Source organism: Nocardia sp. NPDC058518, assembly GCF_042719655.1.
Taxonomy (GTDB): domain Bacteria; phylum Actinomycetota; class Actinomycetes; order Mycobacteriales; family Mycobacteriaceae; genus Nocardia.
Genome location: NZ_JBHXNJ010000002.1, coordinates 379,369 through 401,394, shown reverse-complemented (window position 1 = coordinate 401,394; position 22,026 = coordinate 379,369). Strand labels below are relative to the sequence as shown.

The window sequence follows — 22,026 nt, the reverse complement described above, 5'->3', positions numbered from 1 at the left end:
CGCCTTTCAGGCCGCACGCTCGGCGACGCCGAGTGCGGTGAGCAGGGTATGACGAATGCGCCCGAACGCGGGCAGGCTCGGATCGCGCTCGCCGCTCAGTTCGACCGGGATGTCGAGCGAGAGTCGTCCGTCATCGAGCACGATCACCCGGTCGGCCAGGGCGACAGCCTCGTCGACATCGTGGGTGACCAGCAAGACGGTCGGGCGATGTCTGCTGATCAGGTCACGCAACAGGGCGTGCATCTTGATCCGGGTGAGCGCGTCGAGCGCGCCGAAGGGTTCGTCGGCCAGGAGCAGATCGGGTTCGCCGACCAGCGAGCGGGCCAGCGAAACCCGTTGCTGCTCACCACCGGAGAGTTCCCTCGGCCAAGCGCGTTCGCGGCCGGCGAGGCCGACTTCGGCGAGTACCTGCTCGGCGGCGGCGCGGCGCGTTCGCGGCTGCCCGTAGAGCACATTGGGCAGTACCCGCTGCCAGGGCAGCAGCCGCGAATCCTGGAACACCACCGAGGTTTTCGCCGGTATCCGCAGCGTGCCGTCACCTTCGACGTCGTAGTCGAGTCCGGCCAGCGCCCGCAGCAGCGTGCTCTTGCCCGAGCCGCTGCGTCCGAGCAGGGCGACGAACTGGCCGGGCGCGATGGTCAAGTCGATAGAATCGAGCACCGTGCGGTCACCGAATTTGCGGGTCAGCGAACGCACCTCGACCCCGGTGACCTCGGGTTCGCTCACCCCGCGATAGTGCGTCGCCATGACAGCACCCTCCGTTCCACCAGCCGGATCGCCGAATCCGACGCCAGACCGAAGATGGCGTAGACGACCAGGCCGACCAGGATCACATCGGCCTGTCCATAGTTCTGCGCGTTCGACATCATCTTGCCGAGACCGTCGATGGCGTTGACCGTCTCGACCACGATCAGCACCAGCCAAGCACTGGTCACCGACAGCCGCAGACCGAGGAAGAAGCCGGGCAGCGATCCGGGCAGCACGACGCTGCGAATGAACTCCGCACGCGAAACGCCCTGTACCTCCGACAGTTCCACGAGCTTCTGGTCGATCGTGGTGAGCGAGGCGTGGGTCTGGATGTACATGTGCACAACCACACCCAAGGTGATGAGTACGAGCTTGAACTCCTCGCCGATGCCCAACCACAGGATCATCAGCGGGATCAGCCCGAGGGTGGGAATGGCCCGCTTGATCTGGACCGGGCCGTCGATGAGCGATTCACCCCACCGGGACAGCCCCGCGATCACGGCGAGCGTGGTGCCGATGAGCACACCGAGGACCATGCCGATCAGCACCCGTTGCAGCGACACCCCCAGGTTGGCCAGCAGTGGCCCGTCGACCAGCAACTCCCAGCCGGTCGCCAGGACGGTCCACGGCGCGGACAGTTTGCGCGAGTCGATCAGTTCGAGCAGTGAGCCCGCGGCCCACGCCCCCACCAGCAGGACCACGCCGAGCAGGCGGGCGGCGGGGAAGGCCTTGCGCAGACCGAGCCGGCGCAGGGCGCGCCGCTCGACGAATCCGTCACCGGACGGTGCGGAAACCGGAATCGCGGTGCGAGACAGGGCGATGGTCATTGCTGCCCCTTCGTGCGATACGGCGCCGACACCGCGTCGAACGCGATCTTCTCGAATCGGCGGTCGAACAGATCGGCGGCCGGGAAGGAATTACCGAAGAAACCGGCTTTGGTCACCAGATCGATCGTCTCCTGTTCCCAGGCGATCGCCTCGTTCCAATTCTCCGGGAAATACGGCTTTTCCGTCGTGGCGACAATGCGTTTGCCGTCCTCGACCGAGACCGTCTGATCCTTGACGTAATACGCGTCGATCCATTCCGTGGGATGCTCCCAGGCCCAGACTTCCCCGCGTGCCCAGAATTTCACGAATTCGGCGACGGCGGCGGCTTTGCTGTCGTCACGCAACACCGAGGTCGGCGCCCACAGGACGGTCAGCGCGTCGACGGCGGGAGTGTCGATCGCGGTGGCGCCGTCGACGCGGTACTTGTCGAGGTACTTGGTCAGGGTCGGTTCCCCGAACGGGGCGACATCGATTTCCTTGGCCTGCAGGGCGGTGAGGAACTTCGTGCTCGGCAGCTCCACGAGCTGCACCTCGTCGGTGCGGATGCCTGCCGCCTTCAGCGTGCGCAACACCACCAAGCCCTGCGCCTGACCCGGCGAGAAGCCGATCTTCTTCCCGCGCAGCCCATCGAGGCCGGTGAAGCTCGACCCGGGGGCGGTGGCCAGCTTGTACAGCGGGGTCGTGCGCACCTTGACACCGACGATCTTGGCGTCGAGGCCGCTGGCGTGCGCGTGGATCGGCGGAATGCCCGCATTGGTCGCCAGGTCCACCGAGCCGCCGCGGAAGGCCTGGATGACATCGGGACCGGCCTGCACAGCGGGCCACGACGACACCGTGAACCCGAGCTTGTTCAGTTCTCCCGAGGCGGTCAGCGCCACTTTGGCGGTATTGGCCGCGACCGCGAGCGAGACCCCGGCGGGCACCTCGGTGGGCAGCGGGCTCGTCAGTGCGGCGCCGTCCTCGTCGCCGGTGGCGCAGGAGACCGCGAGCAGCGAAGCCGCTGCGGCGAGCAGTGCTATTTGCCGAATACTTTTACGCAAGGTGATTTCCCGGATTTGATCGAATAATTATCGGCGACGGAATTCGAACCGCGACAACACCGCACATCCGACGTGACCCGGGCGACGCCGGACTGCATTTTGTTCATAGTGTCAACTGTCGCGTGTGCCGCCGCTTCCGGTCAATATTCGACTGTCTTAAAATAACCACGAATCAAACTGCCTGCGCGACAACCGTGCTCAGTGGATCACTGAACAATTCCTGCATCACCACCCCGGCGGCCGCCATCACCAGCACCTGACCGGGGAACGTCGACGCGAAGATCACCTCGGCCGGGTCGGCGCCGATGGTCGAGTGGGCGCGCACCGCCTCGTCGTAGGCTTCCCGGACGCCGGGAACCGTGATCAGGCCACGGTCGATCAGTATCAACGCTTCCGGGTCGATCAGATCGATCAGTGCCGCGGCGACCTCACCCATCACCGTGGCGCGCTCGATGAAGTACCCGCGTTCGGGGCCACCCGCCGCGGCCGCCGCCACCAGCTGGGGGAAGCCGCCGACAGTTTCGGCACGTGCCAGCAACGCGTGGTCGCCGAGTGCGTCGAGGGCGAATCTGTTGGTCGTGCCGAGCAATCGGGCGATCGAGCCCGCCCCGGAGTGCGGCCCGTAGTGGACGCGGCCGTGCACGGCGATGGCGGCGTCGATGACATTGCCGACGAACAGCACGATCGAGCTCGCCGAGCCGCGCAAACGTCCGTAGAGCTGTTCGGCGTGCACCGTCGCGCGGGTATGGCTGTCCACACTGACCGGTAAACCTGTTCGGGCACTCAGGTATTCGCGCACCGGCACATCACGCCAGCGCAGATAGGAGTGTTCGACGACCGAACCGGTGGCGGTGTCGACACGGCCGCCGATCGCCACCCCGAGCCCGTGGATCCGCACCTGCTCGGCGAGGTTCGACCGGACCGCGCGCACTCGCTCCAGTACGGCGTCGAGGATGTCGAAGGGTGCATGGGTGCGATGGGACACCTGCTCGGTGTGCAGCACCGAACCGGCGATGTCGACCACCGCGACGGTGATCTGCACCGCCGCGATATGCACCGCGATCACCACATTGCCGACGGCGTCCAACGCGATCGGACTGTGCGGCCTGCCCACGCCACCCGGCCCCGGTGACTCCGGCAGTTCGACGAGCAATCCCGCCTCGACCAGCGCCCGGCTCTGCCAGGTGACCGTGGCAGGCGAGACCCCGGCGTGTCTGGCCACCACGCTGCGCGGTGCCGACCCGAGGTCGAGCACCGCCCGCAATACCGCCCCCGCGCTACTGTTCGCCATGCGCCACCTCGCCATCACCGCCGTTCGCTCACGGTACGGAGCGCAGCGGCCACGACGAAGCGTTCGGCGCACCGTGATCGCAAGCATCGGCCCTTACACTGGGCCGATGCCGAACTACAGCTTCCGGTGTCGTTCCTGCGGCGACACGTTCGATGTCAACCGGCCGATGGCGCAGTCCTCGGACCCGGCCACGTGCCCCGTCGGCCACGATGACACCGTCAAACTGCTCACCACCTTCGCGGCGGTGGGGCGCGGCTCGGCTCCGGCCCCCGCGCCTGCGCCACGGCCGGCGGGTGGCGGTTGCTGCGGTGGTGGCGGCTGCTGCTGACCCCGCCGAGACCGCGGCTGTCCGGTCGTCAGTCGCGGCGGTCGACGTGGCCGAGGTCGCGGTCGGGTGCGATCCGGTCGCGAACTCGCTGCTTGAGGACGGCGATATCGGGGAAACCCCCGTCCGCTTTGCGTTCCCAGAGCTGTTCGCCGTCGAGGGTGATGCGGAAGATGCCACCCTGGCCGGGGACCAGCGCCACCTCGCCGAGTTCGGTGGCGAACGTGGTGAGCAGTTCCTGGGCCATCCAGCTCGCCCGGAGCAGCCAGCGACATTGGGTGCAGTATTCGATCGCGATACGGGGCACCTCAGCAGTATCGCTGCTTCAGGCCTGGAACGTGCCGTCGAGGTAGACCCACGCCCCGTCGACCCGCACGAAGGTACTCAGCTCGTGCATCGCGTCTCGCGCGCCGTCGAGCTTGTAGTGGGCGATGAATTCGACCGTGCCGTTGTCATCGAACGGCCCGCCACGCTGCGTCCCGACGATCTCGAGGAACAGCCACCGCTGATCCTGGTCGAGCTCCAGCTCGGCCGGGCGAGTGCTGGGATGCCAGGAGCGCAGCAGATAGTCCACATCGCCGACCACATAGGCGGTGTACCGGGACCGCATCAGCGTCTCCGCGGTCGGCGCGGCCTTCTCCCCCGCCAGAATCGGCCCGCAACACCCGTCGAACGGCTCGCCACGACGACACGGACACGGTCTCACTTCACCCATACCGCCCATCCTGCCGGACCGGCCTGCCACCTCCCGCACCCCAGGTCCGCCGGCGTCGATCACCCGAACGGCTGTTGCGCGAGGGGAGCGAGCTCCAACGCCCGCGCGAGGTCAGCGGTCTGATCCCGCCAGCGCCGCAGATCGGTGACACTCGGCGCCATCTCGTAGTCGAGGTGATGGGCCGCACGCGACAGCGCCGCCCACAAGGCACCGATCTGACCAGCGGTCTCCGGCCCCGCGTACACCCGCAACGCGAGCAGCTGCGCCCGCATCGGACACCGCATCAACTCCGGCGCCACCTGCGCCCACAACTGGTCCACCGCCTGCTCGAGCGCCAACCGCAGGATCCACGCCACCGCCCGCGACCACACCCCACCGGCATCCGACACCGACCCGTCCAGCAAGTTCTCGGCCGCTTCCAGCCGCTGAGCCACCGAGGGCCGCGGGCTGAACTTCGCGCGAGCAGGTCTGCCGCGACGATTCACGACCCCACCGTACCGGGACGGCGGCGCGCGGCCGTCGGGTCGCGACGCTGCCTGCCGACTTTCCCCGCGAGCCCACTCACCTGCGCACCGCGGCAGGCTCGTGGGCTCGGAGCCAGGTGATGAATCGTTCGGTGTCACTGATCAATTCACGCATCGGACGGTCGATCGGCACGTGCGCGCCCGCGGTGGCGTCACGAAGGACGCCGACGAGCCAGCGTCCGCCGACCGCGCTCAGGTGCTTGTTCAGGTCGTCCACGCGGGCGCCGACGCCCATGATGGCGAGGGTGATCATGGCGCGGGTGGTGTGCGCGTTGCGCACGCGCCGTTCCACTTCCCCGTGCTCGAGACCGCCTGCCAGCAGTTCCTGGCGGGCCTTGGCCAGCCCGGCCGCCTCGATCGCCGAACGGCAGCAGGTCGCGACGAGTTCGTCGGCGATGGCGGCGGGAAGCTGCGGTGTGCGCAGCAGGGATCGGGCGTCGTCGAGATAGCGGCGAACCGGGTCGCCGGTCACCCGCACCTCGACGATCGAACGCTCACGACGCTGGACTTCGAGCACCGTCGCATCGAGCTGCATGCGACGCACCGCCTCGGCGAGGCGCTCGTCGTGGGTGAACACCACCACCTGTCGCCCCGCCGCCACCTCGGCGAGCACCCTGGCCAGCCCGTCGACCTTCGCGGGATCCATCGCCTGCACCGGGTCGTCGATCATCACGAAACGGAAAGGGCTGTGCGCCACCGTGGCTCGTGGCAGGAACAGCGACAGTCCGAGCGCGTGCAGCTCACCCTGACTCATCACCCCGAGTGCCGCGCCGTCCACTTCATCGACGGTGACGTCGAGCAACACCCGCCGCGCCGTCCCCGCACTGCCCTGCAACCGGATCGCACCGAGCTCCACATTGCTCTGCTGGCGCAGGGTGCTCCACACCCAGCGCGCCGTGGTCTCCAGCGGCCGCATCCGCTCCCCACGGATCGTCGCCGTCGCCCCTTTGAGCCAGTCGGCCGCCTTCTTCACGATCCGCAGCTCACTCGCGTGGTCGGCGACGGCGCGGGCAGGGTCGAGCCAGGCGAGGATGCGCGGGACCAGCGGCGACCACACCGCATCGAGTCGATCCAGCTCGGTGCGGGTATCCCTTTGCAGTGCACCGAGTTCCACAGCGAGGTCGGCGTGAACAGTGCGCAGTCGATCCGGGAGCTGATCGTCGAAGTCGGCTGTCGCGAGCGGGGCCCACTCCGACCAGAGCTGTCCTACGATTTCGCGCTGTTTACGCAACGAGTCCGACGTGCCGTACGAACCGGGTTGCCCCGCCGAACCGAGCTCGATCGGCAGCTCCATGGGGAGGGTGCGGGCCGCTACGAGAGCGGTGTCGAATTCCGCCGTGGCCGCCCGCAACGCCGCGAGTTCTGTGGTGCGGTGGGCTATTTCGGAATCAGCGGCAGCGAGCCAGTCGGCGTCGAGTTCGTCGCGTCCGCAGACCGGGCAGGGGCACGAACCCGCCGCCGTGACGTGTTCGCGCGCCCGCGTGAGCAATTCGAGAACTCGCAGATCGGCGTCGGTATCGACCGTCGCGTGGCGCGACACATTCCGGGCCGCTTCGGCGAGCCGGTCCGCCGTGGCAGCGACCCGGGGTGCATCGGGCACCGTCAGCCGCAGGATCGCGCGCAGACCCTCCGGGCCATCAATACCGAGGACCGAGCCGGCTACCGCGCCTGCCACGGCGTCGAGATCGGGATCCGGGGTACGCAGCAGGTCGGCTACCTCGCGAGCACGCTCGTCATCGGCCTCGGCGAGCTCGACCAGCAGGTCGGCGCGCGACTGACGCGAATCCCGCACGGCACGTTCGAGTTCGAGTTTGCGCAGCCTGATCTGCTCGGCCGCGGCGGCCAGCTCGTCGAGGCCGAGGAGGCGATGTAGCGCGTCGAACAGGTCGCTCGGCTTTCCGTCGACGAGCGCGCCGAGTTCGCTGTAGGACAGGAACGGCCGGTACAGATCGAGCCGTTGCCGCCGTCCGTGCGGGTCGACCGAGGCCGCCGGTTCGGATCCGCGCTGCTCGGTCCACTGCGCGTCGGCCAGTTCCGCACTCGCGTCCCAGCTGGTGGCGACTGAGAGTTGCGGCTGCTCGCCCGCGGTGAGCAGCTCGACATCGATCCGGGCGGTATCGGGTTCGTGCAGGTTGCGCCAGCCCTCCCGCCACGCGGTCGAGCGGCCGTCCCAGCGCCGATTTCCGCCGGTCAACGCGAACTCCGCGGCCTCGGCGAAACTCGACTTCCCGCTGCCGTTGCGACCGACCACCAGCGTCAGACCGGGCCCCGGATTCAGCCGCAGCGTCGCCGCGGGCCCGATCCCACGAAAGCCCTGCACGGTGATCGACCGCAGGAAGACCCCGGTATCACCGGAATCCGTTGCGGCCGAGTCACCGTCGACAGCTGTGAGCGCGGCGAGCACGCATGCGGCGACCCGTTCCTCCACTGCCGGGTCGGCGGCGAGCTCGCGTGCGACCACCTCGGCGATCCGATCCGAGCACACTTGCGACATCCCCCTTCGCGTCGGCGCGCAACGCGGCGATTTTGGTGGAAACGCTACCCGATCGCCGGATGTTCGCCCAGGGGATGCGCAGGGCCCCAGCGAATCTGCCCGCGGAGGTGGAATGGCCATCGCGGTACCTCGGCGGCCCTCGATGTCCACCCCTCGCCCACCCCGGCGGGCAGCTCGATGAGGTGTTCACACCCGCGTTACGCTGCGTCGAGCAGCGCGGGCGGTCCGGGCGGTGCCGAACAGATCAGAATGCCAGACATCGCGGTTCACGGCAAGGGCTGGAGCACGAAACTTCCACAGCTCCAGCATTTTCCAGGTGCCTGGCCGCCAGGACCGCTAGTTGTCGGTGGGTTGCGGTAGATATTCGGCGAACAGAGAACGGGGGAAACCGATGACCGAGCAACGCACGCCGTGGACCGAGGACCAGGTCCGCGCGCTCGCGCCCGACGCGAGCTCGCTGGCTGCCGCACGCAAGCTGGCCGGTCGCTGGCGCGAGACCGGCACCGCCGGTAATGCGGTGTGGGGGCTGTGTCAGGGCAGCGGCGCCAAGCCGTATCAGGCGATCGTCGACCTGGACGGGCCCGCGTACAAGTGTTCGTGCCCGAGCCGCAAGTTCCCCTGTAAGCACACGCTGTCGCTGTTGCTCACCTGGTCGAGCGGCCAGGCGCCCACCCGGGATACCCCCGCCGATTTCGCGGCCGAGTGGCTGGCGGGGCGGGCCGCGAAGGCCGCCGCACCGCCGAAGGCCAAGGCCGCGAGCACGCCGTCGCAGGCCACCGCCGAGCAGCGGCGCAGCCGCGTCGCCGCCGGGCTCACCGAGCTGGAGGTCTGGCTGACCGACCAGATCCGCACCGGCCTGGCCCAGACCGACCGTTCGTTCGCCGCCTACGAGGCGATCGCGGCACGGATGGTCGATGCCCAGGCACCCCGCATCGCCGAGACCCTGCGCAGGTTGCCCACCGCGGTCGTCACCACCGAGCACTGGCCCGAACTGCTGTTGCGCGAATACGCCCGCCTGCACCTGCTGGTGCTGGCCCATCGCGGGCTCGATGCCCTCCCCGAGCCGCTGCAAGCCGGAGTTCGCACCCATGTGGGCTACCCGACGTCGGCCGAGTCGGTCCTGAGCGAGCCCGCCGTGCGGGATCGCTGGCTGGTGCTCGGCATGCGGGTGAGCGAGGAGGAGCGTCTGCACACCCGCCGCACCTGGCTGCGCGGTCGCAGCAGCGGAAGTTGGGCCCTGCTCATCGAGCACTCCTTCGCCACACCGAATTTCACCGGCGAGGTGCCCGCGCCCGGCAGCGAGGTGGACGCCGAACTGCACTATTACCCCGGCGCGGCATCCCTGCGCGCGCAATGGGGCACCCGCCACGGCGTACCCGAACCCTTCACGACCGTCCCCGCTGTCGGCGGCACCACGATCGACGACGCGCTGGACGCCTACGCGGGCGCGTTGAGCGACGATCCGTGGCTGCGTGCCTGGCCCGCGCTGCTCACCGATGTGGTGCCGGTGCTCGACGAGCACGGTTGGCAGCTCGTCGCGTCCGACGGCACCGCGCTGCCGCTGCCCGCCGGCGTGCGCCCGTGGCGGCTGGTCGCCGTCGCGGGCGGTCACCCGGTGACGGTGTGCGGCGAGTGGCGAGCCGACGGCTTCGACCCGATCTCCGTCTTCAGCGCGGGCGAGGTGAGCGACCTGGAAACCGAGTTCCCCACCGAAACAACCCCGACTCCCGCGCTGGCCGAACTCGTCTCGGTAGCCCTGCTCGGCACCGCGCGCCGCAGCGCCGACGGCGTCCGCCTCGACTCCGCGGTCGCCACCGCAGTGCCGCAGCACGCGGGCGAACCGGCCACTCGGCTGCTACACACCGCCGCCCTGCAAGACCTGTACCTGCGCGGCGGGCAACTCCCGCGCACCGCGTCCAAACCCGAACCCGCCGTGGATGATCCGCGTCCTCTCCTGCCCCGCCCCGCCGCCGATCGCCTCAGCAGACTCCTCGCGGACAAATCCCCGTTCCTCACCGAGTGGTTCGCCGCGGCAGCACCATTCGACTTCCGGCTCCCCGATGTGCTGTGCGTGCAGGCACTCTCCGCCGCCTCCGACACTGCGCTGCGAACGCCACTACTCCGGCTGGCGGGCCGCCGCGGACGCTGGCTCGCCGCCCGCAATCCGGCCTGGGTGAAACTGGTCGACGAGTTCCCTGCCGATGCCACTACATCGTCGGCGGATGGGGCAGCCGAAAACAGGCAGCCGGAGCCGACCGCGAGCGCCGACATCCACGTCGGCACCGACCCGAGCACAACCCGGAACGCCGGGCCGACAACGTCTACAGATCACGGCGCCGATTCGGGCTCCGGTACAGAGCCGGGCGCGCACGATGTCTGGTTGTTCGGCACATCCGGCGAGCGGAAGGACTGGTTCGCGCGTACTCGCCAGGCCGATCCGACCGCGGCCCTGGCCGTGTTGACCGCGGCATGGCCGAAGGAGTCGGGACAGGTCAAAGCGGAGCTGCTCGGGCTGCTCGCCGATGGGCTGAGTTCGGCGGACGAAGCCCTGCTCGAGCGGGCCCTCGACGATCGGCGCGGCGATGTCCGGCGTACCGCGACCACGCTGCTCAACAAGCTCCCTGACGCCGCTTTCGGGCGGCGGATGGCAACGCTAGTCGCGTCGTGGATTCAGGTGGCTGAAGACGGCACCGTAGAAGTGACGGTGCCGTCAGAGCTCGACGTGCAGGCCCGGCGCGACGGCATCACCGATGCGACCGATCAAGCGAAATTGCGCTGGGACACCCCTGATTCGACGATCACGACCCTGCACCAGGCGATCGCCGCAACGCCGCTCACCGCGTGGGCCACGATCGTGCACTCCACCGGCGAGAACACCGCGACCACCGCGCTGACCTTGTCGCTGCCGCCCCGCTATGCCAAGGCGATCGTGGACGGCTGGGTCGACGCCACGCTCGCCCAGCACGACACCACCTGGGCCCGTGCGCTGTTCGCCCACGCGACACCGACCGAGCAGGCCGTGCTCCGGCGTCGCGAACTGTTCACCCTGCTCGATGCCGCCGACCGGATCGAGCACGTACTCGATCTCGACGCGCACCAACTCAACGAACTCCACGCGATCCTGCCCGGCCTCGATCACCCATGGCCGGAACCCGTCGCCACCCACGTGCTGCGTCTGCTCGGCGAGCGCGCCCGCACCACCGCGCGTCAGCCGCATGCCAGTGCGGGCGTGTACACCGACCGGGCGCTGCTCACCGCGGCGAGCGTCCACCTGCCTGTCGAGCTCGCGACGCGCATCACCGCGCTCGCCGACACCACCGACGATCCCGCCTGGCAACAGGCATTCCACCGACTCGCCCACGATCTCACCGACCGCGCCACCATGCTCGAGGAGCTGCGATGACCACCACCGAACCGTCGACCACCCTGCTGCGCCCCCACGCCGAACAGGCCTTCGCCGACGAACTGGCCGCCCTGAACCGCGTGGACGACCGCGTGCGTCCACCGTCCTGGAAACTGTCGCCGTGGGCGGTGGTCACCTACATCCTCGGTGGCACCCTCGACGACGGCACCGTGATCACACCCAAATATGTCGGCCCGCGCAGGCTGATGGAGGTCGCGGTCGCGACCCTCGCCACCGACCGCGCACTGTTGCTGCTCGGCGTGCCAGGTACCGCGAAAACCTGGGTGTCGGAGCATCTTTCGGCGGCGATCAGTGGCGAGTCGACGCTGCTCGTGCAGGGCACCTCCGGCACCGCGGAAGAAGCGATCCGCTACGGCTGGAACTACGCCCGCCTGCTCGCCGAGGGGCCGAGCGACGCCGCCCTCGTCGCGTCGCCGGTGATGACCGCGATGCGAACCGGCGCCATCGCCCGCATCGAAGAACTCACCCGCATCCCCTCCGATGTGCAGGACGCGCTGATCACCATCCTGTCGGAGAAGACCCTCCCGGTTCCCGAACTCGGCGGAGAAGTGCAGGCGGCCAAGGGTTTCAATGTCATCGCCACCGCCAACGATCGCGACCGTGGCGTGAACGATCTCTCCTCGGCGCTGCGCCGCCGTTTCAACACCGTCGTGTTGCCGCTGCCCGCCGACGAGGATTCCGAGGTCGCCATCGTCAGCCGACGCGTCGAACAACTGGGCGCCGCACTGGAATTGCCGACCGTGCCCGCCGCCGCCGAGGAAGTCCGCCGCGTGGTGCGGGTCTTCCGCGAACTGCGCTCCGGCATCACCGCCGACGGCCGCACCAAACTCAAATCCCCCTCGGGCACGCTGTCCACCGCGGAGGCGATCTCGGTGATCACCAACGGCCTGGCCCTGTCCGCCCACTTCGGCGACGGCGTCCTGCGCGCCTCCGACATCGCGGGCGCCGTCCTCGGCTCGGTGATCAAGGACCCGGTGGCCGACACCGTGGTCTGGACCGAGTACCTCGAGGCCGTCGTCCGGGAACGCCCCGACTGGGCCGATTTCTACCGAGCCTGCCGCGAAATCGCCGGCTGACGCCCAACCGCCGGGGAGGACGGAACACACAGCACACATGGGGTTTTCGATGACTGAACAACAGGTCGGCACCGGATCCGCGCCCGATACCGGCACACCGAACGATCCGGGCACAGACGCGAAGGCAAGCGTCGCACCGGTCGCCGGTACTGCCTCGGTGACGCGGGTCTTCGGCATTCGCCACCACGGTCCGGGGTCGGCGCGCTCCCTGCGCCACGCGCTCGAGGAGTTCGGTCCCGACGCCATCCTCATCGAAGGACCGGCCGACGCCGATCCCCTCGTCGGGTTCGTCGCCGCCGACACGATGACCCCACCGGTCGCGCTGCTCGCCTACGTCCCGGATTCGCCTGCCCGCGCGGCATTCTGGCCGTTCGCGGCGTTCTCGCCGGAATGGCAGGCGATGCGCTACGGCGTCGACCACGCCGTGCCCGTCCGCTTCTGCGACCTCCCCGCAGCCAACGTCCTCGCCGCCGAAGACGACGCTCGCGGTGGCGGTTCCGACCCACTCGCCGCGCTCGCCTCGGCCGCGGGCTACGACGACGCCGAACGCTGGTGGGACGCCGTCGTCGAATCTGTCCCCGACAGTGCGGCTTTCGACGCCATCACCGAAGCGATGACCGCCCTGCGCGAGGACGCCCCACACTCCGCGACCGGGACCACGCCAACCGCTCCACCGCGGCTCGGCGTGTCTACGCCGAGCGACACCGAAATCCCCGACCCGGTGTCCGTATCGCCGCTCGACCCTCCGGAGCTGTCGGAGAAACCCTCGACAGCAACCGGATTCGAGTCGCCGGCGGACGCGGATCGACAAGACGCCCCGATCGCGCCACTGATCGTCGACCATCACACGCTGGTCCGCGAGGCGCATATGCGGCAGGTGATGCGGCAGGTGCTCAAGGGTGGCGCGAAGCGACTGGCGGTCGTGTGTGGCGCTTGGCACGCACCGGCGTTGGTCGAACCGCTCGGCCCGGCCGCACCGGATACGCGACTGCTCAAGGGGCTACCGAAGACGAAAGTCGCGTTGACCTGGGTGCCTTGGACGCATTCGCGGCTGGCGGCAGGATCGGGCTACGGGGCAGGCGTCACCTCGCCCGGCTGGTACCACCATCTGTTCACCGAGACCGAGCGGCCGGTGGCGCGCTGGCTCACCAAAGTGGCGGGGGTGCTGCGCGAGCACGATCTGCCGGTGTCGAGCGCGCACATCATCGAAGCGGTGCGGCTGGCCGACACCCTCGCGGCGTTGCGCGGCAGGCCGCTGGCGGGATTGTCCGAGGTCACCGAGGCTGTGCGGTCGGTGATGTGCGGTGGCGACGAGACCATGCTGCGGCTGGTGATCGATGAACTCGTCGTCGGCGAGACGCTCGGCGGTGTCCCCGAGGACACCCCCACGGTCCCCTTGGCCGCCGATCTGCGGGCGCGCAGCAAAACCCTGCGGCTCAAGCAGGAGTCGCTCGCCCGCACAGTCGACCTCGACCTGCGCAAGGAACGCGATGTCGAACGCTCGCATCTGCTGCACCGCCTGCGCCTGCTCGGCATCGACTGGGGCACTCCGACCACCGGTGAGGTCCGCAGCACCGGCACCTTCCGCGAGACGTGGACCCTGCGCTGGGAGCCGGAATTCGAAGTCCGGATCGTCGAAGCAGCGGTCTGGGGAACGACCCTGCGCACCGCCGCGGAGACGAAGATCCTCGACACCGCCAGCCGCGACGACGTCACCGTCACCGCCCTCGCCGACGCGCTGGAAATGGCCCTGCTCGCCGACTTGGGCGGTGCCACCGAAGGTTTGATCACCAGGCTCGAAGCCGCCGCCGCCCTCGACCACGACGTCACCCACCTGCTCGGCGCCCTGCCCGGCCTGACCCGCACGCTGCGTTACGGCGATGTCCGTGGCACCGACACCAAGGCACTGGCCCACGTCGCCGACGGCCTGCTGGTACGGATCTGCGCGGGCCTGCCCGGCTCCGTCACCGGCCTCGACACCGATGCCGCGCAGGCCCTGCGCACCCAGATCGACGCCGCGCACACCGCCATCAGCACCCGCGACGACGAGCACGCCAGCACCGAATGGCTGGCGACCCTGCAACGCATCGCCGACCGCGACGACGTGCACGGCGCGATCGGCGGCCGCGCGGTGCGCCTGCTCTGCGACGCCGAACGCATCGACGACGCCGACTCCGCCCGCCGCCTCGCCGCCGCGCTGTCCGTCGGCAACACCCCCGCCGCGAAAGCCGCCTGGATCGACGGCTTCCTCGGTGGCCGCGGCCTGCTCCTGGTCCACGACCGAGAGTTGCTGCGCCGCATCGACGAATGGCTCCGCGGCCTCAACGAGGACCAGTTCGTCGCCACCCTCCCGCTGCTGCGCCGCACCTTCGGCTCCTTCGAATCCGGCGAGCGCCGAGCCATCAGCCAGGCCCTCCGAGACACCGGCTCGGCACCGACCACACCCGCGGGCCCCACCGCCGTCGATCCGATCCGCGGGCAACGGGCCCTCCGCGCGGCGACCGCGATCCTCGGAGCCGCAGGGTGACCACCTCCACAGACCTCGAACGCCGGGCGGTGCACAACACCCTCGCGATACCGCACCCCGATCTCTCGCTCGATCACCAGGAGCATCGATGACCGATCCCGACGAAACTCAGTCGCGCCGTTGGCGTCTGGTGCTCGGCACCGCCGCCGACGAGCACCTAGGCGGCCTGTCCTCCGGCGCGGATCAGGCCATGGACCAGGCCCTGAGTGCCCTCTACAACACCGGCGAGGCCGGCGGCTCGACGAAAAGGTCCGGCGGACTGGGTGGTTCGGCGCCACGGGTGGCCCGCTGGCTCGGCGACATCCGGAGCTATTTCCCCGCGACGGTGGTCGAGGTGATGCAGCGCGACGCGGTAGAGCGGCTGAACCTCACCCAGTTGCTGCTGGAGCCGGAGCTGCTGGAGTCGGTCGAGCCCGATGTGCACCTGGTCGGCACACTGCTCGGGCTCAACCGGGTGATGCCCGAAACCACCAAGGCCACCGCGCGGATGGTGGTCGAGAAGGTGGTGCGTGAGATCGAGCAACGCATCGCCGCCAAGACCGTGGCCGCGGTGTCGGGTGCCATCAACCGTGCCGCCCGCACCCATCGCCCGAAACTGCGTGACATCGATTTCAATCGGACCATCCGCAAGAATCTCGCCAACTACCTGCCCGAACACCGCACCATCGTGCCCGAACGGCTCGTCGGCTACGGCCGCAAGTCGCAGTCGATCCAGCGCGATGTGGTGCTTGCCATCGACCAATCCGGTTCGATGGCGGCCAGCGTCGTCTACGCCTCGGTCTTCGGCGCTGTTCTCGCCTCCATGCGGTCGCTGAAGACCTCGCTGATCGTGTTCGACACCGAGATCGTCGACCTCACAGACCAGCTCAGCGACCCCGTCGACGTGTTGTTCGGCACCCAGCTCGGCGGCGGCACCGACATCAATCGCGCCATCGCCTACTCCCAAACGCTGATCACCCGTCCCACCGACAGCCTGTTCGTGCTCATCTCCGACCTCTACGAGGGTGGCGTGCGCAACGAGATGCTGCGCCGCTGCAATGCGATGAAGGAAGCCGGCGTCCAGGTGGTCGTGCTGCTCGCCCTCTCCGACGAAGGCGCACCCGCCTACGACCACGACAACGCCGCGGCACTGGCAGCGCTGGGCATTCCCGCCTTCGCCTGCACCCCCGACAAGTTCCCGGATCTGCTCGCCACCGCGCTGGACCGCGGCGACATCACGCGCTGGGCCGACACCAACGCCCCGGCGGTGTAATCGCGCCCCGGTGGCGGGACTCGGGAGCGTTCCGAGCCCGGGCCAACTAGGCTGCCAACGATCGGGTTCGGTGAACGGGGTGAGGCGATGTTGCGGCGCGGGGCGGTGTTCGCCGGTTTCGTCATCGAGCGTGAGCTGGGGCGCGGCGGGATGGGCGCGGTGTACGCGGCCAGGGACCGCAGGCTGCCACGGCTGACCGCGTTGAAGTTGATGCACCGTGACCTGTTCGCCGACTTCGAGATCCGGGCCAGGTTCGAGCGCGAAGCCGACCTCGTGGCTCAGCTCGACCACCCGAACATCATCACCGTCTACGACCGTGGCATCGACGAGGAACAGCTGTGGATCGCGATGCAGTTCGTGGACGGTGTCGACGCCTCGGCGGTTCCGGTAGAGCAGCTCGGGAGCGAGCGGATCGTCCAGATCGTCACCCAGACCGCCAGCGCCCTCGACTACGCCCACCGCCAGGGCGTTCTGCACCGGGACGTGAAGCCCGCCAACATCCTGTTGTCGCGCACCGCGGGTGTCGGCGCGGGCTTCGACGAACGAGTGGTGTTGACCGACTTCGGCATCGCGAAACTCCTCGACGACACCGGCGGCCTCACCCGCACCGGCCAGTTCACCGCCACCATCGCCTACGCCTCCCCCGAACAACTCAGCAGTGCCCCTCTCGACGGCCGCGGCGACCAATACTCACTGGCCTGCACCGTATTCCGCTTACTCACCGGCACCGGCCCCTTCGACGCACCCAACCCCGCCACCGTCATGCTCGGCCACCTCAACACCCCACCCCCCGCGGCCAGCACCCGCCGCGCCACCCTCCCCACCGCGGTGGACGCGGTCCTGTCCAAGGCCATGGCCAAAGACCCCACCCACCGCTTCCCCACCTGCATCGCCTTCGCCACCGCACTCACCGAAGCCCTCCGTCGCCCGACATCCGGGGCTACCTCGGCGCTGCGGCCGGGTACCGGTGCCGCGCCACACAAGTCGCCGAGTCAGCCGCATACCGCCGGGCGCCACGACCCGACCGCTGTTCGCCACACCTCGACCGAGCCGGAAAGTCTCGTCTCCCTCAACAGTCGCGGGCTCGACGCGGCCCGGAAGGCCCATCCCGCACTGGAACCGACCGCACACGGCATTTCACGGACGCAGTCATCGAGCCCCCGGACCAGGGACGCCGTAGCGACCGCTGCCCCGCTGTGGCTGAACGCCGTGCACGGCTGCCTGCTCGGCGGCGCGATCGGCGATGCGCTCGGCGCTCCCGTGGAAACCCGCTCGCTGCCACAGATCCGGGCCGAGTACGGCCCGGCCGGCGTCACCGACATCGACCCGCTGCGCATCTCCGAAGAGACCCAGCTGACCGCGTTCACCGTGGAAGCGCTGATCCGGGGCTCGGTGCGAGCCAGGGCGAAGGGCATCGGCGGCGCGACGATGGGTCTGCTCCAGCAGGGCCTGCTCGTGTGGTTACGCGGACAGGTCGCCGAAATGCCCGACCAGCCGTTCGCGCTGTACAGCTCGCTCAGCGACTATCCCGAACTCACCGAGCAACGCGGCGTGGCCAATTCGGTCTACACCGCGTTGCGCCACGCGGCGGAAAGACGCGCGCCGACCAATCCGCTCGGCACCCGCGCCCAGCCGATCAACCGCTCCAAGGGCAGCGGCGCCGTGATGCGCGCCGCCCCGTGCGGATTCGGTTACGCCGCAGATCGTTCCGGTGCGGCTACCGACGCCATCTTCGAATTGGGTTGTGACGCCGCCGCGCTCACCCACGGCCACCCCAGCGGCTGGCTCCCCGCAGGCACCCTGTCCGCGCTGATCTATCAGCTCGCGCGCGGCGCCGACCTCGCCACCGCGCTCTCCCGCGCACGCGTCGAGCTCGCGAACTACCCCGAGCACGAGGAAACCTCGGCCGCTCTCAATGCCGCACACCGGCTGGCCGCCCGGATCGAACGCGAACGGCGTTATCCCACATCGGAAGACGTGGAGACCCTCGGCCAGGGCTGGATCGGGCCCGAAGCCCTCTCGATCGCAGTCTTCGCCACCCTCGCCGCCGAGGGTCTCGGCGGCGCGCCCCACGACATCGTCCGCACCGGACTCCTGCTGTCGGTCAACCACTCCGGCGACAGCGATGCCACCGGCTCGATCGCGGGCAGCCTGCTCGGCGCCCGCTACGGCCGCAACGCCCTACCCCGCCGCTGGTTCGACACCGTCGACGCCCGTCGCGTCCTCGAGCGCCTTGCCGCCGACTACTGCACCGAATTCGGCCTCACCCCACCGGCCGACAACTACGGCCAGCCGACCGACGACTGGTTCAACCGCTACCCGGCGTAATCGCCGACCACCTGACGCAGTTCGGCCCCCGGCGGAGAATTCCACCGGGGGCCGAAGTGCTTGTAGCGCCTAGAGATCCGCGATAGCCGCCAACGGGGGCGTCCGTGCGGCCCGTACACCCGGCCACACCGCGGCCAGCACACCGACCACGCCGGACGCGACCAGCACGATCACCAGCTGCGACCAGGGAATGGTGATCTGGTCGATGCCCATATCGCGCAGGGTGCGCAGGAATCCGACGCCGAGCGCGATGCCGAGCACCAGCCCCACGATGGCGCCGAAGATGGCGATCAGCATGGATTCCAGGTAGATCGTGCGCCGCACCTGCGCACGCTGGGTGCCGACGGCGCGCAGCATGCCGATCTCGCGCCGGCGCTCCACCACCGACAGCGCCAGGGTGTTGATGATGCCGAGCACCGCGATCACCACGGCCAAGGCGAGCAGCCCGTAGAGGATGGCGAGCAGGGTGTTGATCTGCTTGCCCTGCGCGCCCTTGAACTCCTCGTGGTCCTGGACCTGCACCACCACGAACGGTTCGGTGGCCTTCTCCAGGTTCGCCCGCATCGCGGTGAGATCCGTTCCCGGCACGGCCTTGACCAGCACGAAGATATTGGTGCGCAGGCTCTGCGGCATCAACTGCTCGTAGACGCCGGGATCGACGACCATGGGTCCGAGCAGCGGTGTGTTGGCGTAGATGCCTGCGACGGTGAGCTCGAGCGGTTTCTTGTCGAGGCTGGTGATGGCGATCTTGTCGCCGGGCTTCCACCCGCGGGCGGTCGCCTCGGTCTCGTCGACGAGTGCGCCACCGGCGGGGATCGTGCTCGTGCCGCTGATCATGTCGATGTCCATCACCGGATCGATCGGACCGTCCGGTGAGGTGGCGCCGATCTGGTCGTCGCCGACCTTGAACGCGACGATCCGGATCCCGGTGACGTCGCTGACCCCGGGCACCTCGGTGCGCACGGCGTCGACCGCGCCGATCGGCGCGCCGATCATCTGCGGACCGGCGAGCACGTATTCGGCCTTCACACCCTTGTCGATGAGCACGCCGACACTGGTTTTCGCCGAAGCGCCGAGAATGCCGATCGCCGAGACCAGCATCAGGCCCAGCGTGAGCGCGAACGCGGTCGCCGCGGTGCGACGCGGGTTGCGCGTGGCGTTGTTGCGCGCCATCTGCCCGATCGGGCCGAACGGCCTGGTGAGCACCCCGAGCACGAGCACCATCGGGCGCGACAGTGCGGGCGACGCCAGCAGCACCGCCAGAATCAACCCGAGCGCACCGACACCGACGGTCACCGCCGAGCCCTTGCCGGTGCCCTGCGCACCGACGTAGACGAGCACACCACCGGCAACGGCCATGACCGCGCCGATCGCCGTGCGTACGTGCAAAGAGTCACCGGCACTGGCGAATTCGGAACGCATCGCTTCCACGGGCGGCACCTTCGCGGCCCGTCGAGCGGGGGCGTAGGCACTGGCCACGGTGACGATCAGGCCGACGAGCAGCGCCACGATCGCGGTCCGCGGCAACACCGTCAGCGAACCGGTGGGCAGTCCGATATCGAAAGCGTTGAGCAGCACCGACAACCCGTAGGCCAACCCGATACCGGCGGCCAACCCGAGCGCGCTACCGATCAACCCGATCACGAGGGCCTCGCCGACCACCGACCGGCCGACCTGCTGACGGCTCGCCCCGATCGCGCGCAGCAACGCGAGTTCGCGCAGCCGCTGGGCCACGATCATCGAGAAGGTGTTGTAGATGATGAACGTGCCGACGATCAGCGCGATCGCGCCGAAGGCGAGCAGGAAGTAGTTGATGAAGGTGAGGGCCTCGGAGACCTCCTTCTTCATGTCCTCGCGGACCTGGTCGGAGTTCTGCACCTTGTAGTTGGGCAGCCCGGCGGCGAGCTGGTCGCGCAGGTCATCGGCCGAAACTCCGGGCGCCGCCGCGATATCGGCGTAGGCCACGTGCGAGCCGTCGGTGAACAGCTTGCGGCCCTGCGGCTCGGTGAACATCACCGCGACCACACCGCCGCCCTCGGCACCGGGCATCTCGTAGATGCCCGACAGTGTCACCTCGAAGGGATCGCCCTTGGAGGGAATCAGCACCTTCGTCTTGTCGCCGACCTTCAGCCCGGCCTTCTCGGCGCCACCAGTATTGAGGGCGATCTCGTTCGGCTGGGTGGGCGCGGCACCGGCCACGAACTTGTTCGGCTCCTCGACGGACTTGTCCGGCGGCAGGTAGGACAGCCCGAAACTCGGTGCGCCACCGGTCTGGACGGCCTTCTTTCCGTCGGGCTCGAGCAGCACGACCGGGCCGTTCACGGCGGGAGCGACCCGCGCGACACCCTCGTGCTTGGCCAGGGCGTCGACGATATTCGTGGGCAGCCCCAGCGATTGACGATCCGCGGGGCCGACGCGCACGTCCACACCCTGGGCCTGGCCTTCGAAGATGCCGTCGAAGGTGCGCTGCAACGTGTCGGTGAAAACGAAAGATCCGGAGATGAAGGCGGTACCGAGGACCACCGACAGCAGGGTCAATGCCAACCGCACCTTGTGCGCGGCGAGGTTACGCAAGGCGACCTTGCGCATAGGTGAGCTCATCGGGTTTCCAGCGCCTTCATCCGGTCGAGGATCGAATCCTGAGTCGGGTCACGCAGCTCGTCGACGATGCGGCCGTCGGCGAGGAACACGACGCGGTCGGCGTAGGCGGCCGCACGCGGGTCGTGGGTGACGATCACGACGGTCTGGTTGAACTCGTCGACCGAGGCGCGCAGGATCGAGAGCACCTCACCCGAGGAATGCGAGTCCAGGTTGCCTGTCGGTTCGTCACCGAAGATGATCTCCGGCTTGCCCACCAGCGCACGCGCACACGCCACGCGCTGCTGCTGGCCACCGGACAGCTCGGACGGCCGGTGCTCGAGGCGGTCGCCGATGCCGAGACGCTTGACCACGGTGTCGAGCCATTCCTGGTCGGGCTTGCGACCAGCGATATCGAGCGGGAGGGTGATGTTCTCCAGCGCGGTGAGCGTCGGGACCAGGTTGAACGCCTGGAAGACGAACCCGATCCGGTCGCGCCGCAGGGCCGTCATCTGCTTGTCGGACAGGCCGGTGAGCGGGGTGTCACCGATGCGCACCTCGCCCGCGCTGGCGCTGTCGAGCCCGGCCAGGCAGTGCATCAGCGTCGACTTGCCCGAGCCGGATGGACCCATGATCGCGGTGAACTCACCCTTGGCGAAGTCAGCCGACACTCCGTCCAGGGCCTTGACCTGTGTATCTCCCGATCCGTACAGCTTGACCAGATCGAGCGCGGCGGCCGCGATATCGGTGGCGGCCGCCGCGTCGACGGCCTCGGTCCCCATGGCGTGCGAAGTCATGCTGTCCAGTCTGGCTGGCAGGAGTGAACCGCGCCATCCGGGATCCCCCCGATACCGCAGGTCTTACTGACCTCTCAGTGAA

16 protein-coding genes are annotated in these 22,026 nt (G+C 69.0%); 6 read left to right on the top strand and 10 right to left on the bottom strand.

Annotation, left to right across the window (positions count from 1 at the left end):
• Nucleotides 1–6 precede the first annotated feature (6 nt).
• The 4 genes from ACFWPX_RS06565 to ACFWPX_RS06550 all read right to left on the bottom strand — a co-directional run bounded on the left by ACFWPX_RS06565 (nt 7) and on the right by ACFWPX_RS06550 (nt 3,905).
• Nucleotides 7–747, bottom strand: a complete 741-nt coding sequence (locus ACFWPX_RS06565) for an ABC transporter ATP-binding protein (protein ID WP_378926509.1) — start codon at nt 745–747, stop codon at nt 7–9.
• Nucleotides 723–1,574: an ABC transporter permease gene (locus tag ACFWPX_RS06560; protein ID WP_378916865.1), complete on the bottom strand. Its 852-nt coding sequence runs from the start codon at nt 1,572–1,574 to the stop codon at nt 723–725. Before ACFWPX_RS06560 ends, ACFWPX_RS06565 begins: the two co-directional genes overlap by 25 nt.
• A complete protein-coding gene (locus ACFWPX_RS06555; RefSeq protein ID WP_378916867.1) occupies nt 1,571–2,614 on the bottom strand; it encodes an ABC transporter substrate-binding protein in 1,044 nt (347 codons plus the stop codon). Before ACFWPX_RS06555 ends, ACFWPX_RS06560 begins: the two co-directional genes overlap by 4 nt.
• 172 nt (nt 2,615–2,786) lie before the next feature.
• Nucleotides 2,787–3,905: an ROK family protein gene (locus tag ACFWPX_RS06550; protein WP_378926507.1), complete on the bottom strand. Its 1,119-nt coding sequence runs from the start codon at nt 3,903–3,905 to the stop codon at nt 2,787–2,789.
• 106 nt (nt 3,906–4,011) lie between these two features.
• On the opposite strand from ACFWPX_RS06550, the gene ACFWPX_RS06545 reads away from it, so the two are divergent.
• Complete coding sequence (locus tag ACFWPX_RS06545; protein WP_378916873.1) at nt 4,012–4,233, top strand: zinc ribbon domain-containing protein; 222 nt, start codon at nt 4,012–4,014, stop codon at nt 4,231–4,233.
• Between the two features lie 28 nt (nt 4,234–4,261).
• On the opposite strand, the gene ACFWPX_RS06540 is transcribed toward ACFWPX_RS06545, so the two are convergent.
• The 4 genes from ACFWPX_RS06540 to ACFWPX_RS06525 all read right to left on the bottom strand — a co-directional run bounded on the left by ACFWPX_RS06540 (nt 4,262) and on the right by ACFWPX_RS06525 (nt 7,963).
• On the bottom strand, nt 4,262–4,537 hold the full coding sequence (locus tag ACFWPX_RS06540) for a SelT/SelW/SelH family protein (RefSeq protein WP_132369677.1): 276 nt from the start codon (nt 4,535–4,537) through the stop codon (nt 4,262–4,264).
• An 18-nt stretch (nt 4,538–4,555) separates the two neighbouring features.
• Nucleotides 4,556–4,954, bottom strand: coding sequence for a YchJ family protein (locus ACFWPX_RS06535; RefSeq protein WP_378917019.1), 399 nt, complete (start codon nt 4,952–4,954; stop codon nt 4,556–4,558).
• A 50-nt stretch (nt 4,955–5,004) separates the two neighbouring features.
• Nucleotides 5,005–5,430 carry a hypothetical protein gene (locus ACFWPX_RS06530; protein ID WP_378916876.1) on the bottom strand — a complete coding sequence of 142 codons (426 nt, stop codon included), beginning with the start codon at nt 5,428–5,430 and terminating at the stop codon, nt 5,005–5,007.
• 76 nt (nt 5,431–5,506) lie between these two features.
• The gene (locus ACFWPX_RS06525; protein WP_378926506.1) at nt 5,507–7,963 is read right to left on the bottom strand and encodes an AAA family ATPase; all 2,457 of its coding nucleotides are present in this window, start codon (nt 7,961–7,963) and stop codon (nt 5,507–5,509) included.
• A 391-nt stretch (nt 7,964–8,354) separates the two neighbouring features.
• Between ACFWPX_RS06525 and ACFWPX_RS06520 the strand changes: the two genes are divergently transcribed.
• From ACFWPX_RS06520 to ACFWPX_RS06500, 5 genes are all read left to right on the top strand, one after another.
• Nucleotides 8,355–11,366 carry a DUF5691 domain-containing protein gene (locus ACFWPX_RS06520; protein WP_378926505.1) on the top strand — a complete coding sequence of 1,004 codons (3,012 nt, stop codon included), beginning with the start codon at nt 8,355–8,357 and terminating at the stop codon, nt 11,364–11,366.
• Nucleotides 11,363–12,463: an AAA family ATPase gene (locus tag ACFWPX_RS06515; protein WP_378916884.1), complete on the top strand. Its 1,101-nt coding sequence runs from the start codon at nt 11,363–11,365 to the stop codon at nt 12,461–12,463. Before ACFWPX_RS06520 ends, ACFWPX_RS06515 begins: the two co-directional genes overlap by 4 nt.
• A 49-nt stretch (nt 12,464–12,512) precedes the next feature.
• Complete coding sequence (locus tag ACFWPX_RS06510) at nt 12,513–14,990, top strand: DUF5682 family protein (RefSeq protein ID WP_378926503.1); 2,478 nt, start codon at nt 12,513–12,515, stop codon at nt 14,988–14,990.
• Nucleotides 14,991–15,078: 88 nt separating this feature from the next.
• Nucleotides 15,079–16,242 (top strand): VWA domain-containing protein, encoded by a 1,164-nt coding sequence (locus tag ACFWPX_RS06505; protein ID WP_378926501.1) that lies wholly within the window; start codon nt 15,079–15,081, stop codon nt 16,240–16,242.
• A gap of 87 nt (nt 16,243–16,329) precedes the next feature.
• Complete coding sequence (locus tag ACFWPX_RS06500) at nt 16,330–18,570, top strand: ADP-ribosylglycohydrolase family protein (protein ID WP_378926500.1); 2,241 nt, start codon at nt 16,330–16,332, stop codon at nt 18,568–18,570.
• 69 nt (nt 18,571–18,639) lie between these two features.
• On the opposite strand, the gene ACFWPX_RS06495 is transcribed toward ACFWPX_RS06500, so the two are convergent.
• Nucleotides 18,640–21,171 carry an ABC transporter permease gene (locus ACFWPX_RS06495; RefSeq protein ID WP_378926499.1) on the bottom strand — a complete coding sequence of 844 codons (2,532 nt, stop codon included), beginning with the start codon at nt 21,169–21,171 and terminating at the stop codon, nt 18,640–18,642.
• Nucleotides 21,168–21,944, bottom strand: a complete 777-nt coding sequence (locus ACFWPX_RS06490) for an ABC transporter ATP-binding protein (protein WP_378916897.1) — start codon at nt 21,942–21,944, stop codon at nt 21,168–21,170. The genes ACFWPX_RS06495 and ACFWPX_RS06490 overlap by 4 nt, the downstream gene beginning before the upstream one ends.
• Between the last annotated feature and the right edge of the window lie 82 nt (nt 21,945–22,026).

What these genes read in the sequence shown, in the direction of transcription:
- ACFWPX_RS06565 (WP_378926509.1), bottom strand. Translation starts at nt 747, where the DNA reads ATGGCGACGCACTATCGCGGGGTGAGCGAACCCGAGGTCACCGGGGTC.
- ACFWPX_RS06560 (WP_378916865.1), bottom strand. Translation starts at nt 1,574, where the DNA reads ATGACCATCGCCCTGTCTCGCACCGCGATTCCGGTTTCCGCACCGTCC.
- ACFWPX_RS06550 (WP_378926507.1), bottom strand. Translation starts at nt 3,905, where the DNA reads ATGGCGAACAGTAGCGCGGGGGCGGTATTGCGGGCGGTGCTCGACCTC.
- ACFWPX_RS06545 (WP_378916873.1), top strand. Translation starts at nt 4,012, where the DNA reads ATGCCGAACTACAGCTTCCGGTGTCGTTCCTGCGGCGACACGTTCGAT.
- ACFWPX_RS06535 (WP_378917019.1), bottom strand. Translation starts at nt 4,954, where the DNA reads ATGGGCGGTATGGGTGAAGTGAGACCGTGTCCGTGTCGTCGTGGCGAG.
- ACFWPX_RS06525 (WP_378926506.1), bottom strand. Translation starts at nt 7,963, where the DNA reads ATGTCGCAAGTGTGCTCGGATCGGATCGCCGAGGTGGTCGCACGCGAG.
- ACFWPX_RS06520 (WP_378926505.1), top strand. Translation starts at nt 8,355, where the DNA reads ATGACCGAGCAACGCACGCCGTGGACCGAGGACCAGGTCCGCGCGCTC.
- ACFWPX_RS06515 (WP_378916884.1), top strand. Translation starts at nt 11,363, where the DNA reads ATGACCACCACCGAACCGTCGACCACCCTGCTGCGCCCCCACGCCGAA.
- ACFWPX_RS06510 (WP_378926503.1), top strand. Translation starts at nt 12,513, where the DNA reads ATGACTGAACAACAGGTCGGCACCGGATCCGCGCCCGATACCGGCACA.
- ACFWPX_RS06505 (WP_378926501.1), top strand. Translation starts at nt 15,079, where the DNA reads ATGACCGATCCCGACGAAACTCAGTCGCGCCGTTGGCGTCTGGTGCTC.
- ACFWPX_RS06500 (WP_378926500.1), top strand. Translation starts at nt 16,330, where the DNA reads ATGTTGCGGCGCGGGGCGGTGTTCGCCGGTTTCGTCATCGAGCGTGAG.
- ACFWPX_RS06495 (WP_378926499.1), bottom strand. Translation starts at nt 21,171, where the DNA reads ATGAGCTCACCTATGCGCAAGGTCGCCTTGCGTAACCTCGCCGCGCAC.
- ACFWPX_RS06490 (WP_378916897.1), bottom strand. Translation starts at nt 21,944, where the DNA reads ATGACTTCGCACGCCATGGGGACCGAGGCCGTCGACGCGGCGGCCGCC.